Here is a 14,141-nt window from a genome sequence, read left to right as displayed (position 1 = left end):
AGTTGCATGGCTCGCGCTTCCGAGGACACGGGTCAGTTCGTGGGCTTGGCAAAGGATCTGCTGCACGGACGAGGGCATGAGGTGATCACCTGCGTCCCGTCGCTGGCTGATTCCGCTCTGGGTGTGCGCTTGTGCGATGAGTGGGGCGTCGACTGTGGTCGGCCTCGCGTGGAACCTTGGCGAGGTAAGTCGTCGCGACCGAGGCCGCTGGGAGCCAGGGCACGGGGTCGGTGACTCGGCCGGTGGCGTAGAGCATGAAGTGCAGGTGGCAACCGGTCGAGAGCCCGGTGGTGCCGGCGCGCCCGATGACCTGGCCGGCCCGGATCGGCTGGCCGGCGGCCACCGAGAACGCCGACAGGTGGCTGTAGGACGTGCTGAGGGGCGCGCCGCGGACGCGGCCGTGGTCGACCGTGAGCTGCAGCCCGTACGCCCCTCGTTCGCCGGCGTCGATCACCCGCCCGGCGGCGGATGCGCGGATCGGTGCACCGCACGCGGCGGCCACGTCGACGCCGTCATGGAGTTTGCGCTCGCCGGTGATCGGATGGACCCGCATGCCGTACGGAGACGTGACGCGGGGAGCGGCGACCGGCCAGGCCAACCCGCCCGACTCGGGTGACTGCGACGGCGGGGGTGGCGGATCGCCGGTGAGGGTGCGCGGGCCGAGCGGGAGCAGCCGCACCGGCCCGCCGCCGACCAGCGCGAGCGGATCGGTGTACTGCTCGCCCTCCCGCGCGCCCCAGTGCAGGCAGGCGGCGGGCGTGCAATGGCTGCCGGCCGACTCGAGGACGCCGATCGGCTGGCCCGCACCGACCTCATCGCCGACGCCGACGATGGGGGTGACGGGCTCGTAGCTGGTGCGCAGCGTGCCGTGATCGATGACGACGACGCCGCGGCCGGCGATCGGGGCGGCGTACGTGACGGTGCCGGGGCCGGCCGCACGAACCTCGGCGCCGGCGGTCGCCGCGAGGTCGACGCCGCGGTGGCCGGCGGACCACGCGTGCTCCGGCGGATCGAACCCGTTGACGACCTCGGCTGGACCGCCCGGTGGGCCGACGGGATAGACCCAGCCGGCGTTCGTCGGCGGCATCGAGGGGAGAGCGGCCAGCGGTAAAGGGCTGGCCGGCGCTCTTGGAAGGGTGTCTGCCGATGCGACGACGAAGGGGGACGCGGGGAGGGGCGTGGCGGCGGGCGGAAGGCTACTTGCGGCGGCAGGCGCGAGGGCGGTTCGGGCTTGGTCGGTGCCGGGGGAGAACGCGGGGTGCGGCGGGGTAGCAGGCGGTGGGCTGGCGGCGGCAGGGAGAACAGCGGGTGGAGGGCTGGTTGCCGTTGGTGGTGCGGTGGCGGGCGGCGGGGCGCTGATCACCGGCGGGGAGGCCGCAGACAGCGCGCCAACGGGGACTGGGGAGAGAGCGGCGGAAAGAGTGAGGGCGAAGACGAGTAGAGGGGTCATGTCTGCGAGCCAACGCGGCGAGCCGAGCCGGCGCAGTGGGGCGGAGCGGATTTGGGGACAAGTCGGCGAAGTGGGTGGGGCTGTGGATAACGGGGCGCCAGCGACACGCCGGGCGATCCGCTCACAGGTGCATCACGAAGTCGCAACGAAGGTGGGGCCGCGCGGGGCTCGACTGGACGACCCCACCCCCCGGGCCGGAAGGGTCGAGGGTGAGACCGGTGTGACGAAGCGCGACGTGAATGATGCGAGCAGACGGGTATGGATGCTGATATGAATCGTGGCAAGGTCCGTGGTCATGCGGTCGCTCTTGCGGTGATCGCGCTGGTCAGCGCGGGTTGTGGCGGCGGTGACGACGTCAACGTGGACGATCCGGCGGGCGGGGGCGAGAGCGAGGGCGGAGACGACCAAGGCGGGGACGGCGGCACCCTCATCGCGGCGATCTCGGCGCAGCCGGACCAGTTCGACCCGCACAAGACCCAGGCCTACGCCAGCTTCCAGGTGCTCGAGAACGTCTACGACACCCTCGTCGTGCCGGACGCGGAGGGGGAGTTCCAGCCCAGCCTCGCGACCGAGTGGACGACCAGCGAGGACGGCCTGACGTGGACCTTCACCCTCCGTGAGGGGGTCACCTTCCACGACGGCAGCACCTTCGAGGCGGCCGACGTCGTCTACTCGTACAACCGCATCATCAACGAGCAGCTGGCCAACGCCTACCGGTTCGCCAGCGTCGCGAGCGTCGAGGCGACCGACCCGCAGACGGTCACGATCACGCTCACCGCGCCCACCCCGGCGCTGCTCGACAACATCGGCGGCTTCAAGGGCATGTCGATCATCCCGGAGGGCGCGGCCGAGGCCACCGACCTCGCGACGCAGGCCGTCGGCACGGGGCCGTTCACGCTCGAGGACGCCGGCGCCAACGGCGTCACGCTGGCCCGCTACGACGACTACTGGGGCGACCCCGCGCTCGTCGACGGCGTGGAGTTCCAGTACGTCAGCGAGCCGGCGGCGGCCCTGACGGCGCTGCGCTCCGGCGACGTCCACTGGACGGACAACGTGCCGCCGCAGGACATCGAGGGGCTGCAGGACGACGAGGACGTCGAGCTGGGCGTCACGCCGAGCGTCGACTACTGGTACCTCGCGATGAACCAGACGAAGCCGCCGTTCGACAACCGCGACTTCCGCCGCGGCGTCGCGTTCGGCATCGACCGCGACGAGGTCACCGAGGCGGCACGGTTCGGCGCGGCCACCACGAACCAGACGGCGATCCCGGAGCAGAGCCGCTGGTTCCACGAGTACGCCCCGTTCGAGCACGACCCCGACCAGGCGGCCGAGCTCATCGGGGCCAACAGCACCAGCAGCCCGCAGCCCATGGCTCTCATGGTCACCGACGAGTACCCCGAGACGGTCCAGGCCGCCCAGGTCATCCAGGCGCAGCTGGCCGAGGTCGGCGTCGAGATCGGCATCGAGCAGGAGGCGTTCGCCACCTGGCTGGACCGCCAGGCCGCCGGCGACTACGACGCGTTCCTGCTCGGCTGGCTGGGCAACCTGGACCCGTTCGGCTTCTACCACGCCCAGCACGTCTGTGAGGGCACGTCGAACTTCCAGGGCTACTGCAACCCCGAGGTCGACGACCTGCTGAACCAGGCGGCGGCCGAGACCGACCAGGACGCCCGCAAGACGCTCTACGACCAGGCGGCCGAGCTGATCGTCGACGACGTCAGCTACCTGTACCTGTACAACCCCGACGTCGTGCAGGCGTGGGCGCCCGGGTTGGAGGGCTACGAGATCCGCGCGGACAAGGCGATCAACTTCGAGACCGTGAGGCTGCCGGAGTGACGAGGTACGCGCTGCGGCGGCTGGCTCAGTCGGTCGCGGTGCTGCTCGGCGTCAGCGTGCTGGTCTTCGCGATCATGCAGCTGGTGCCGGGCGACCCGATCCGCGCCGCGCTCGGCCAGCAGGCCGACCCGGCGACGTACGAGGCGCTGCGCGAGCGTGCGGGCCTGGACGACCCGGTGCCCCTGCAGTTCGTGACGTGGATCGGCAACGCGGCCGTCGGCGACTTCGGGGTCAGCTTCCGCACCGGCGAGACGGTGCTGTCGCTGATCCTGGAGCGCCTGCCGGCGACGCTGAGCCTCGCCGTCGCGGCGATCATCGTGGCGCTGCTGATCGCGATCCCGCTCGGCACGCTCTCGGCGCTCAACCCGCGCAAGCCGGTCGACTGGTTCGCCAGCCTGTCCAGCCAGGCCGGGCTGAGCGTGCCGGACTTCTGGCTCGGCATCCTGCTCATCCTGGTCTTCGCCGGGACGCTGGGCTGGCTGCCGTCGGCCGGCTACGTCCCGCTGACCGAGGACCCGGTCGAGTGGGCGCGGCACCTGATCCTGCCGGCCATCGCGGCGGGCGTGTCCAGCGGCGCCATCCTCACCCGGTTCGTCCGCTCGTCGGTCCTGGAGTCGCTCGGCCAGGACCACGTGCGGACCGCCCGGGCGAAGGGCATGCGCGCCCGCGACGTGCTGACGTGGCACGTGCTGCGCAACGCGCTGGTCCCGCTGGTGACGGTGGGCGGCGTGCAGCTCGCGTACCTGCTGTCCGGCGTCGTCGTGGTGGAGTACGTGTTCGCCTGGCCGGGGCTCGGGCAACTGGCCTTCCAGGCGGTCGAGTCGCGCGACTACCCGGTGCTGCAGGGCACGGTCCTGCTGTTCGCCGTCATCTTCCTGCTGGTCAACCTGGTCGTGGACCTCGCATACGCACGGCTGGACCCGCGCATCACGTACAGGAGCGCGCGATGAGAGCCGCCGAGACGCTCAAGCTGCTGTTCCGCGGCCCGACGGCGATCGTGGCGGCCGCGGTGCTGGTCGTCCTGATCGTGACGGCGTTCCTCGGCGAGCAGCTGGCCCCGTACAGCGCCACCGCGACCGACGTCAGCAACCGGCTGCAGGGCCCCAGCGGCGACCATTGGTTCGGCACCGACGAGCTGGGCCGCGACGTGCTGTCGCGGGTGATCCTGGGCGCTGAGGTGTCGCTGCGCGTCGGCGCCGTCGCCGTCGGGATCTCGCTGGTCGCGGGCGTGCTGATCGGCCTGCTGGCCGGTTACTACGGCCGCTGGGTCGACGACGTGCTGATGCGGCTGTCGGACGTGCTGTTCGCGTTCCCGGCGATGCTGATGGCGATCGCGGTGCTGGCGATTCTCGGGCCCGGCTCGACGAACGCGATGATCGCCATCGGCATCGTCTACACCCCGATCTTCGCCCGCATCACCCGGGCCAGCGTGCTCAGCGTCCGCGAGGAGGTCTACGTGAAGGCGGCCCGCTCGGCCGGCGCCGGCGACCTGCGCATCATCGGCCGGCACGTGTTGCCGAACGTGACGGCGCCGATCATCGTCCAGACGTCGATCAGCCTGGCGTTCGCGATCCTCTCCGAGGCGGCGCTGAGCTTCGTCGGCCTCGGCACCCAGCCGCCGGACCCGTCGTGGGGCCGCATGCTGGCCGAGGGCCGCGGTTTCGTGGAACAGGCCTGGTGGATGGCGGTCTTCCCGGGCCTGGCGATCTTCGTGACGGTGCTCGCGTTCAACGTGCTGGGCGACGCGCTGCGCGACGTGCTGGACCCGCGGCAACGTCAGGCCATGGCAGGCACGGGGGTGAGCGCATGACGACCCCGCTGCTCGCCGTCGACGACCTGCACGTCGCGTTCCGCACCCGCCGCGGCCCGGCCCGCGTCGTCAACGGCCTCTCGTTCGAGCTGCACCCGGGCCGCACGCTCGCCGTCGTCGGGGAGTCGGGGTCGGGCAAGAGCGTCAGCTCGCTGGCGCTGCTCGGCCTGCTGCCCGGCACCGCCGACGTACGCGGCAGCGCGATCTTCGACGGCGACGAGCTGATCGGCCGCTCCGAGGAGGAGCTGCGCAAGGTCCGCGGCGCCGGCATCGGCGTCGTCTTCCAGGACCCGATGACCTCGCTGAACCCGGTGCTGACGCTCGAGCGGCAGATCGGCGAGGCGCTGCGGGCGCACGAGAAGGTCTCCGACGACGGCGTCCGCTCGCGCGCCGCGGAGCTGCTCACCGAGGTCGGCATCCCCGACGCGTCCGCCCGGCTGCGCGCGTTCCCGCACCAGCTCTCCGGCGGCATGCGCCAGCGGGTGATGATCGCGATCGCGCTGGCCGGCAACCCGAAGGTGCTGATCGCCGACGAGGCCACGACGGCGCTCGACGTCACCGTCCAGGCGCAGATCCTGGAGCTGATCGAGCGGCTGCAGGACGAGCACGGCATGGGCGTCGTCTGGATCACCCACGACCTCGGCGTCGTCGCCGGCATCGCCGACCACGTCGTCGTCATGTACGCCGGCCGCTGCGTCGAGGAGGGCGCCGTCGACGAGCTGTTCGGCCGGCCCGCGCACCCGTACACGCGCGGGCTGCTCGGCGCGCTGCCGGTGGTGGACGACCCGCGTCCGGCGCGCGAGCGGGACGAGCTGGTGACGATGCCCGGACTGCCGCCCGACCCGGTCGCCCTGCCGCCGGGCTGCGCCTTCCACCCGCGCTGCCCGGTCCGCGCCGACGCCCGGTGCGCGACCGAGCCGCCGCCGCTGGCGCCGGTGCCCGGCAGCACCGCCGAGCACCGTGCGGCCACGTTCTACACGGCGGAGGTGGCGCGATGAGCGACGTGCTGGTGCGGGCCAGTGACCTGCGGGTGCACTTCGGCCCGGTGCGCGCCGTCGACGGCGTCGACCTCGAGGTCCGGCGCGGCGAGACGCTGGGGCTGGTGGGCGAGTCCGGCTGCGGCAAGTCGACGCTGGGCAACGCCCTGCTGCGGCTGGTCGAGCCGTCTGACGGGACGGTGGAGTTCGACGGCCTGGACGTGACGGCGGCCGGACGGCGCGAGCTGCGGGCGCTGCGCCGGCGCACCGCGATGATCTTCCAGGACCCGTACGCGTCGCTGGACCCCCGGCGCACCGTCGCCGAGTCGATCGGCGAGCCGCTGGCCATCCACCAGCTGCATCGGGGACGGGCCGCGCGGCGGGCCCGCGTCGGCGAGCTGATGGAGGTCGTCGGGCTGAACCCGGACCACGGCAGCCGCTACCCGCACGAGTTCTCCGGCGGCCAGCGGCAGCGGGTCGGCATCGCCCGGGCGCTGGCCGGCGAGCCGGAGTTCGTCGTGTGCGACGAGCCGATCGCCTCGCTCGACGTGTCCGTGCAGGCGCAGGTGGTGAACCTGCTGGTGCGGCTGCAGCGCGAGTTCGGGCTGACCTACCTGTTCGTCTCGCACGACCTCGCGGCCGTGCGGCAGGTGGCCGACCGCGTCGCCGTCATGTACCTGGGCCGCGTGGTCGAGCTCGGCGCCGGGGCCTCGGTGTCGTCCGCGCCCGCGCACCCGTACACGGAGGCGCTGGTGTCGGCGGTCCCGGTGCCGGAGCCCGGTCGCGAGCGGACGCGGCAGCGCATCGTGCTGCGCGGCGACGTGCCCAGCCCGGCCGACCCGCCGTCGGGCTGCCGGTTCCGGACCCGCTGCCCGAAGGCGTTCGAGCCGTGCCCGGAGCACGACCCCGTCCTGCAGCCGACCGGGCCGGAGCAGGCCGCGGCCTGCCACCTGCACGGCGTCACGGACCGGTGACGGCCGGCGCCGGCTGCGGCGCCTTCGCGGCCGTCCGTCGCCACCAGAACACCCCGGCGACGGCGCCGACCAGCAGCAACAGCCCGGCCGCGACCAGCAACGGCAGCGCCGAGGAGGTGCCGTCACCGGCGGCGAAGTCCCACGGCCGCGTCGGCTCGTCGGCGGTGAACAGCGTCTGCGCGTCCGACCCCTCGGTGGAGACGACGGTCCGGTAGCTCTCGTTGAGGTCGGTCAGCGCCGACACCGTCAGCTCCACGTCGGCGACCGGTGCGGCGCAGTCGAACACCAGCCGCGCGCCCTCGCCCAGCGGGTCGACGGCGTCGACGCGGCCCGCACAGGCGGCGCCGTCCTGCGCGACCGTCAGGTGCTCGAGCAGGTAGTCGGTGACGCCGGGGGAGCGGGCCAGCAGCTCGGCCCCGGTCAGCGCGTCGGCGCCGGGCACGTCGAACGCGCCGACGTGCTCACCCAGCGACACCCAGTCGTCCTCGGCGGCGACCCACTGCAACGTGACCTGGTCGCCGTCGGCGCTGAGGGTGGCGACCAGCGGTGGGCCGAACGGATGGGCGGGCAGCACGTCCGGCAGCCAACCGCACGCCCGTGAACCCGCGGTGAACGGCGGGCGGTCAGCCGGGTGTCAGTTCGCCGATCCTTCGCACGATGGTGTCGTGCAGGAGTTCCGTGGCGCGTGGCTCCAGGCCGATCTCGCCGACCCGGACGGGCCAGCCCGCCGCCCGGGCCGTCAGCCGGGCGAGCATGCGAGAGACCGCCCGCGCGGTGACGCCGAGTCGCTCTCCGGCGTCGACGAGGTGACGGTGGTTCAGGCGGTTGGCCCGGCCGTACAGGTCGAGCGCCATCGGGTCGCGCCAGCTCAGGTACGGCTGCGTCGACACGAGGTCGTAGACCGGTGTCGGCTCCCACGGGCCGTCGAGCGGGCGATGGATGGAGAAGTTCTTGCCGTGCAGGTCGCCGTTGCCGATGAGGTACGAGAACGCGACGAGCTGGAGGAGCCGGACCGTGGCGGCCTGCCGGGAACCGCCGCCCGACTCGCACCGGCCGGCCAGGGCGGCGATGACGTCCTGGGTGCGCAGCCGGTACTTGCTCGCCGGATACACCCCCATGACCTGACACGCGTCCTCCTGCGCGAGCCGCCGTTCCGTCCCGCCGTCGAGCGCGCGGTCGAAGCGGAGGACCACGAGTCCGGAGCGGCCGTGACGGTCGTGGATCAGCCGATGCGCGGGGGTCGTCAGCTCGCAGGCGCGGGCCATGCGGAGGAAGAAGTCCTCGTTCTCGACCAGCCTGGGGTAGTCGCGGTCCGGGGTGAGCTTGAGGATCGCCGGGCCGCTCGTGGTCCACAGCGGGGAGGAGATCATCGCGGCCGACACCTTGGGCTGGACGCCCGGGATGGCGGCTTGGTCATAGGAGAGCGAGTCGGCGCCGACGATGCGGTCGAACACCTCGCGCAGATCGGCCACCCCGGCGGCGTCCAGGTCGAGCGCGGGTGCGGAGTCGCCGAACGGCGTGCCCGGCGGAACGACGCTGACGTCGCCCACGGCGTCGGCGCCCACCGCGAGAAGGAGCGTCAGATGATCGTCCTCGGAGGTGCGGGTGCCCGTGACGACCGCGCGGAGCCGCACGCCCTCGGGCAGCAGCCCGGCGAAGAACGGCGGGACGCTCTCGGCGCTGGAACGGACCTCGGTGGCGGCCTTGGGGATGGTCCACGCGAGCTGCGGGGCCGAGGTGTCGGCGAGGTAGTCGTCGAGGTAGCCGAACACGACGTCGGTGCCGTCGCGGCGCAGGGTGCCCGCCTGCCGGCCGCCCTTGTAGACGACGGCGTCGTCGACGGACCTGAGATCGGTGGGCCTCACAGCGCGTGCCCACCCATGGTCTCGGACCGGGGGATGAGGGCGATCGTGCAGCCCAGGACGTCGGCCACCGCGAGCAGCGAGCCGAGCCGGCTCGACGCGCGGCCGGACTCGAGCGACTGCAGGCTGGATCGGGCGAGGCCGGCGAGGTCGGCGACCTCCTGCTGGGTGAGGCCGAGGGCGAGGCGGCGTTCGTAGATCTCCCTGGCCACGGACGATGCGGCGGCGGCGCGATCGGACTCACGGCGACGTGGGGTCGGCATGATATGCCTCGCATTCCGAGCTCAGCGGTGCTCAGGACGCCACTCTACCAAGGTCGGTCGCGTTATGCACGAGAAGCCGGGCATAAGCGCGGAGGCGAGGCGTGAGGCGAGCGTGAGGGCCGTTATGCCGCTCATTCCGGGCACAAGTCGGGCGGCGGGCGAGTTCGCCCCGGTCATTGGAGGTCCGGTGCCGCCGTCCCGTACACTTGTGAACGGCCCAGTTTCCCTGGGTCAAATTCGCGTGCCCTGAGCACGGTCTTCGTCGTCGGTCCTGACGTCCGCGCATCACGAAGCGGACGGCGGGTGGCGGTAGGCCGGTGGGCACCAGGCGCGGCGGCCGACCACCGTCGCGATGAACCGGAACGACGCATCGGGCGCAAGCGACCGGTGCGAGAGGAGGGGACGAGGCCATGGCCGTCGTCACCATGCGTCAGCTGCTCGAGAGCGGCGTGCACTTCGGGCACCAGACCCGCCGTTGGAACCCGAAGATGAAGCGGTTCATCTTCACCGAGCGCAACGGCATCTACATCATCGACCTGCAGCAGTCGCTGTCCTACATCGACCGCGCCTACGAGTTCGTCAAGGAGACCGTCGCCCACGGCGGCACGGTGCTCTTCGTCGGCACGAAGAAGCAGGCCCAGGAGGCCGTGCGCGAGCAGGCCACCCGCGTCAACATGCCCTACGTCACCGAGCGGTGGCTGGGCGGCATGCTGACCAACTTCCAGACCGTCAACAAGCGGCTGCAGCGGCTCAAGGAGCTCGAGGAGCTCGACTTCGACGACGTCGCCGGCTCGGGTCTGACGAAGAAGGAGCTTCTCATGCGCAAGCGTGAGAAGGACAAGCTCGAGCGCACCCTGGGCGGCGTGCGCAACATGGCCAAGGTGCCCAGCGCGGTGTGGATCGTCGACACCAAGAAGGAGCACCTGGCCGTCGACGAGGCGCGCAAGCTCGGCATCCCGATCGTGGCCATCCTCGACACCAACTGCGACCCCGACGAGGTCGACTTCCCGATCCCGGGCAACGACGACGCCATCCGCGCGGTCAGCCTGCTGACCCGCGTCGTCGCCGACTCCGTCGCCGACGGCCTGCTGGGCCGCTCGGGTCAGCGGGGCGAGGCGGCCGACGGCGCCGAGCTGGCGTCCGACGAGCCGCTGGCCGAGTGGGAGAAGGAGCTGCTCCAGTCGCAGCCCGTCGCCGAGGCGCCGGCCGCCGAGGCGGCTCCGGCTCCCGAGGCCGACGCGGCCGCCGAGGCCCCCGCGGCTGAGGCGCCCGCTGCCGAGGCGCCCGCTGCCGAGGCCCCCGCTGTCGAGGCCCCCGCGGCCGAGGCGCCGGCCGCCGACGAGCCGGCCGCCGAGCCGGTCGCTGACGCGGCTGCCGAGGTCCAGGCCGACGAGCCGGCCACGCAGCAGGCCTGACGATCACCGCGGCCCGGGCGGACGCCCGCCCGGGCCGTCACCAGACCACACCAGCGAACTGATTCAGAGAGAAGTGTGAGGATGCCGAACGTCACTGCGGCCGACGTCAAGCGGCTGCGCGATGCCACCGGTGCGGGCATGATGGACGCCAAGAAGGCGCTCGAAGCGGCCGATGGCGACTTCGACCAGGCCATCGAGGCGCTGCGCATCAAGGGCGCCGCCAAGGCCGCCAAGCGCGCCGCCGAGCGCACCACGGCCAACGGCCTGGTCGCCGCCGAGGGCCCGGCCATGATCGTGCTGGCCTGTGAGACCGACTTCGTCGCGAAGAACGAAGACTTCCAGAAGCTGGCCGCCGACATCGTCGCGGCCGCGGCTCAGGCCAAGCCGGCCGACGTCGACGCGCTGCTGGGCGCCCCGCTGGCCGACGGCCGCAAGGTCGGCGAGGCGGTCGACGCCGCCGCCGTCGTCATGGGCGAGAAGATCGAGATCGGCGCCGTCGCGGTCGTCGAGGGCGAGTACGCCACCTACCTGCACCGCCGCGCCGCCGACCTGCCGTACCAGGTGGGCTCGTACGTCGTGTACACCTCCGACGGCTCCGACGCGGCCCAGCAGGCCGCCCGCGACGCCGCCATGCAGGTCGTCGCGCTGAAGGCCACCTACGCCACCCGCGACGAGGTCCCCGCCGACGTCGTCGAGAACGAGCGGCGCATCGCCGAGGCCACCGCCCGCGAAGAGGGCAAGCCCGAGCAGGCGCTGCCGAAGATCATCGAGGGCCGGGTCAACGGCTTCTTCAAGGAGACCGTGCTGGTCGACCAGCCGTCGGTGAAGGAGTCGAAGAAGTCGGTCGGCGCCGTGCTGGCCGAGGCCGGCGTCACCGTCCAGCGGATCGTCCGCCTCGAGGCCTGACGGCCAGGCGAGCCCAGGACCCGCCCATCTCGACGCACAGGAGGCCGGCACCGTGACGGAGACAGACGGAACCGCACCGGTGCCGGCCTCGGCCGCGCCCGAGGCACCCCCCGAGGCCACGCCCACCCGGGTGCTGCTGAAGCTGTCCGGCGAGGTGTTCGGCGGCGGCGCCGTCGGCGTCGACCCCGAGGTGGTCAAGGGCATCGCCGGGCAGATCGCCGAGGTCGTCGTCAAGGACGGCGTGCAGGTCGCCGTGGTGGTCGGCGGCGGCAACTTCTTCCGCGGCGCGGAGCTGCAGCACCACGGCATGGACCGCGCCCGCGGCGACTACATGGGCATGCTGGGCACGGTGATGAACTGCCTGGCGCTGCAGGACTTCCTCGAGCACCTCGACGTCGACACCCGGGTGCAGACCGCCATCACCATGGGGCAGGTCGCCGAGCCGTATATCCCGCGCCGCGCCGCCCGGCACCTCGAGAAGGGCCGCGTCGTCATCTTCGGCGCCGGCGCCGGCATGCCGTACTTCACCACCGACACCGTCGCGGCCCAGCGCGCGCTGGAGATCGGCTGCGACCGTCTGCTCATGGGCAAGAACGGCGTCGACGGCGTCTACGAGGCCGACCCCCGCAAGGACCCGTCGGCCCGCAAGTACCGCACCATCACCTACGCCGACGTCCTGCGCCAGCGGCTCAACGTCGCCGACCCGGCCGCCTTCAGCCTGTGCATGGACAACCAGCTGCCCATCGTCGTGTTCGGGCTCGGCGAGCCGAACGGCATCGCGCGTGCCATCCGGGGCGAGCGCATCGGTACCTTGGTCGCCTCGAACATCGAGACGGTCGTCGAGGCCTGAACGAGGCGGCAGCGCCCGGGCGGTCCTCTAGGATCGTCGCCACACAGCAAGCGAAGGAGTAGTGGTGATCGACGAGACCCTCCTCGAGGCCGAGGAGAAGATGGAGAAGGCCGTAGTCGTCGGCAAGGATGATTTCGCCACCATCCGCACCGGCCGGGCTCATCCGTCGCTGTTCAACAAGATCGTGGTCGACTACTACGGTGCGCCGACCCCGGTCAGCCAGCTCGCGTCGTTCCACGTGGCCGACGCCCGCATGATCACCGTGCAGCCCTACGACAAGGGCTCGCTCGGGGCCATCGAGCGGGCCATCCGCGACTCCGACCTCGGCGTCAACCCCACCAACGACGGCAACATCTTGCGTGTCGTGCTGCCCGCCCTCACCGAGGAGCGGCGCCGCGAGTACATCAAGCTGGCCCGCGAGAAGGCCGAGGGCGCCCGGGTGTCCATCCGCAGCGTGCGCCGGCACGCCAAGGAGACGCTCGACAAGCTGGCCCGCGACGGCGAGGCCGGCGAGGACGACGTCGCGCGCGCGGAGAAGCAGCTGGAGACGGTGACCAAGACCTACGTCGAGCAGATCGACGACCTGCTCAAGCACAAGGAAGCCGAGCTCCTCGAGGTCTGAGGTGCCGGCGAGTACACACGTGGTGATGACGGACGAAGCGCCGGGCAACAGGTCACGCCGGCACGGGCGGGCCGGGCGCGACCTACGGGCCGCGACACTGGTCGGGCTCGGCCTGGGCGCCGTCGTGCTCAGCACGCTGTTCCTGCTGGAGCAGGCGTTCGCGGGCTTCGTCGTCATCGTCATGGTGGTGGCGGTCTGGGAGCTGGCGACGGCGCTGGGCGGGCGGGCCATCCAGGTCCCGGTCGTCCCGGTGGTGCTGGGCACGGTGCTCATGCTGGTCGGCGCCTACCTCGGCGGCGGCTCGCCGCTGCTGGTGGGCCTCGGGCTGACGGTGGCCGCGGTGTGTGCGTGGCGGCTGGGCGATCCTCGTCCCGGCTACCTGCGCGACGTGTCGGCGGGCATCTTCACCAGCGTCTACGTGCCGTTCCTGGCCGGGTTCGCGATGCTCATGCTGCGTCCCGACGACGGCGCCTGGTGGGTGTTCGCGCTGCTGGTCGTCGTGGTGGCGTCCGACACCGGCGGCCTGCTGGCCGGGGTGCTGGCCGGACGGCACCCGATGGCGCCGAGCGTCAGCCCCAAGAAGTCGTGGGAGGGGTTCGGCGGCTCGCTGCTGCTCGGCGTCGGCGTGGCCGTCCCGGTGGCGGTGTACGCGTTCGACGCGCCCTGGTGGACCGGCGTCGTCCTCGGCGTCACCGGCGTCGTCGGGGCCACGCTGGGCGATCTGGGAGAGTCGCTGATCAAGCGCGACCTCGGCATCAAGGACATGAGCCAGCTGCTGCCCGGCCACGGCGGCCTGATGGACCGCCTCGACTCCCTGCTGCCGACGGCGCCGCTGGTGTGGCTGGTGCTGGAGTACGTCGTCACGGCGTGACAGCGGTCTCGATCGCTGCTGGATGCCTGGCATGGGGCGGCGTTGACGCGAGGGAACACCACGACGGGCGGACGACCCGTGCCCAGGGCCTCGCACACCTGAGTCAGACCCTGGTTGTCGGCGATTCCCAGTGCGAGCTCGGCGACGGTGTTCGCCGTTGCCGGGACGACGGCATGGCAAGCGTAGGGCCGGTCACAGGGCCGAGAGTGCGAGGTACGGAGGCATGGTGGCAGTCTGCCCGCTCGGTGCGGCGACGTGCATCGCCGATCGGCCGGTGGCGCCACCGGCCGATCGGCCCCCTCGAC

At 72.3% G+C, this 14,141-nt stretch carries 14 protein-coding genes and 1 pseudogene; 10 read left to right on the top strand and 5 right to left on the bottom strand.

Features of this window, described 5'->3' with window-relative positions:
- Window positions 1–85 precede the first annotated feature (85 nt).
- Window positions 86–1,087 carry a peptidoglycan DD-metalloendopeptidase family protein gene (locus tag BLV02_RS37910; protein WP_069113932.1) on the bottom strand — a complete coding sequence of 334 codons (1,002 nt, stop codon included), beginning with the start codon at window positions 1,085–1,087 and terminating at the stop codon, window positions 86–88.
- 633 nt (window positions 1,088–1,720) lie between these two features.
- Here BLV02_RS37910 and BLV02_RS00180 point away from each other — a divergent pair.
- The 5 genes from BLV02_RS00180 to BLV02_RS00160 are packed head-to-tail and all read left to right on the top strand — an operon-like array spanning window position 1,721 to window position 7,047.
- Window positions 1,721–3,286, top strand: a complete 1,566-nt coding sequence (locus BLV02_RS00180) for an ABC transporter substrate-binding protein (protein ID WP_069113931.1) — start codon at window positions 1,721–1,723, stop codon at window positions 3,284–3,286.
- Complete coding sequence (locus tag BLV02_RS00175) at window positions 3,283–4,236, top strand: ABC transporter permease (RefSeq protein ID WP_069113930.1); 954 nt, start codon at window positions 3,283–3,285, stop codon at window positions 4,234–4,236. The genes BLV02_RS00180 and BLV02_RS00175 overlap by 4 nt, the downstream gene beginning before the upstream one ends.
- A complete protein-coding gene (locus tag BLV02_RS00170; protein WP_069113929.1) occupies window positions 4,233–5,096 on the top strand; it encodes an ABC transporter permease in 864 nt (287 codons plus the stop codon). Before BLV02_RS00175 ends, BLV02_RS00170 begins: the two co-directional genes overlap by 4 nt.
- Window positions 5,093–6,094, top strand: a complete 1,002-nt coding sequence (locus BLV02_RS00165) for an ABC transporter ATP-binding protein (protein WP_069113928.1) — start codon at window positions 5,093–5,095, stop codon at window positions 6,092–6,094. The genes BLV02_RS00170 and BLV02_RS00165 overlap by 4 nt, the downstream gene beginning before the upstream one ends.
- Window positions 6,091–7,047 (top strand): ABC transporter ATP-binding protein, encoded by a 957-nt coding sequence (locus BLV02_RS00160; protein WP_069113927.1) that lies wholly within the window; start codon window positions 6,091–6,093, stop codon window positions 7,045–7,047. The genes BLV02_RS00165 and BLV02_RS00160 overlap by 4 nt, the downstream gene beginning before the upstream one ends.
- Here the strand turns inward: BLV02_RS00160 and BLV02_RS00155 are convergent.
- From BLV02_RS00155 to BLV02_RS00145, 3 genes are read right to left on the bottom strand one after another with little or no spacing between them, the layout of a single operon-like run.
- Entirely contained in the window at window positions 7,034–7,621 is a 588-nt protein-coding gene (locus BLV02_RS00155) for a hypothetical protein (RefSeq protein WP_069113926.1), read from the bottom strand. The two genes, BLV02_RS00160 and BLV02_RS00155, sit on opposite strands and share 14 nt — an antisense overlap.
- A 49-nt stretch (window positions 7,622–7,670) precedes the next feature.
- The gene (locus BLV02_RS00150; protein ID WP_069113925.1) at window positions 7,671–8,912 is read right to left on the bottom strand and encodes a type II toxin-antitoxin system HipA family toxin; all 1,242 of its coding nucleotides are present in this window, start codon (window positions 8,910–8,912) and stop codon (window positions 7,671–7,673) included.
- Window positions 8,909–9,172: a helix-turn-helix transcriptional regulator gene (locus BLV02_RS00145; RefSeq protein WP_069113924.1), complete on the bottom strand. Its 264-nt coding sequence runs from the start codon at window positions 9,170–9,172 to the stop codon at window positions 8,909–8,911. Before BLV02_RS00145 ends, BLV02_RS00150 begins: the two co-directional genes overlap by 4 nt.
- Window positions 9,173–9,582: 410 nt before the next feature.
- On the opposite strand from BLV02_RS00145, the gene rpsB reads away from it, so the two are divergent.
- From rpsB to BLV02_RS00120, 5 genes are all read left to right on the top strand, one after another.
- Window positions 9,583–10,587, top strand: coding sequence for a 30S ribosomal protein S2 (gene rpsB / locus BLV02_RS00140; RefSeq protein WP_069113923.1), 1,005 nt, complete (start codon window positions 9,583–9,585; stop codon window positions 10,585–10,587).
- Window positions 10,588–10,668: 81 nt separating this feature from the next.
- Window positions 10,669–11,493 carry a translation elongation factor Ts gene (gene tsf, locus BLV02_RS00135; RefSeq protein WP_069113922.1) on the top strand — a complete coding sequence of 275 codons (825 nt, stop codon included), beginning with the start codon at window positions 10,669–10,671 and terminating at the stop codon, window positions 11,491–11,493.
- Between the two features lie 52 nt (window positions 11,494–11,545).
- On the top strand, window positions 11,546–12,343 hold the full coding sequence (pyrH, locus tag BLV02_RS00130; protein WP_083289065.1) for a UMP kinase: 798 nt from the start codon (window positions 11,546–11,548) through the stop codon (window positions 12,341–12,343).
- Window positions 12,344–12,407: 64 nt separating this feature from the next.
- The gene (gene frr, locus BLV02_RS00125; protein ID WP_069114050.1) at window positions 12,408–12,965 is read left to right on the top strand and encodes a ribosome recycling factor; all 558 of its coding nucleotides are present in this window, start codon (window positions 12,408–12,410) and stop codon (window positions 12,963–12,965) included.
- Window positions 12,966–12,990: 25 nt separating this feature from the next.
- Window positions 12,991–13,836 (top strand): phosphatidate cytidylyltransferase, encoded by an 846-nt coding sequence (locus BLV02_RS00120; protein WP_069114049.1) that lies wholly within the window; start codon window positions 12,991–12,993, stop codon window positions 13,834–13,836.
- A gap of 19 nt (window positions 13,837–13,855) precedes the next feature.
- Here the strand turns inward: BLV02_RS00120 and BLV02_RS38160 are convergent.
- Window positions 13,856–14,009: pseudogene (locus tag BLV02_RS38160) on the bottom strand (flavoprotein); the annotation flags it as partial.
- Between the last annotated feature and the right edge of the window lie 132 nt (window positions 14,010–14,141).

Source organism: Jiangella alba, assembly GCF_900106035.1.
Lineage (GTDB): Bacteria > Actinomycetota > Actinomycetes > Jiangellales > Jiangellaceae > Jiangella > Jiangella alba.
The sequence above is the reverse complement of the archived record's forward strand: the minus strand, read 5'-3'. Positions and strand labels throughout refer to the sequence as shown.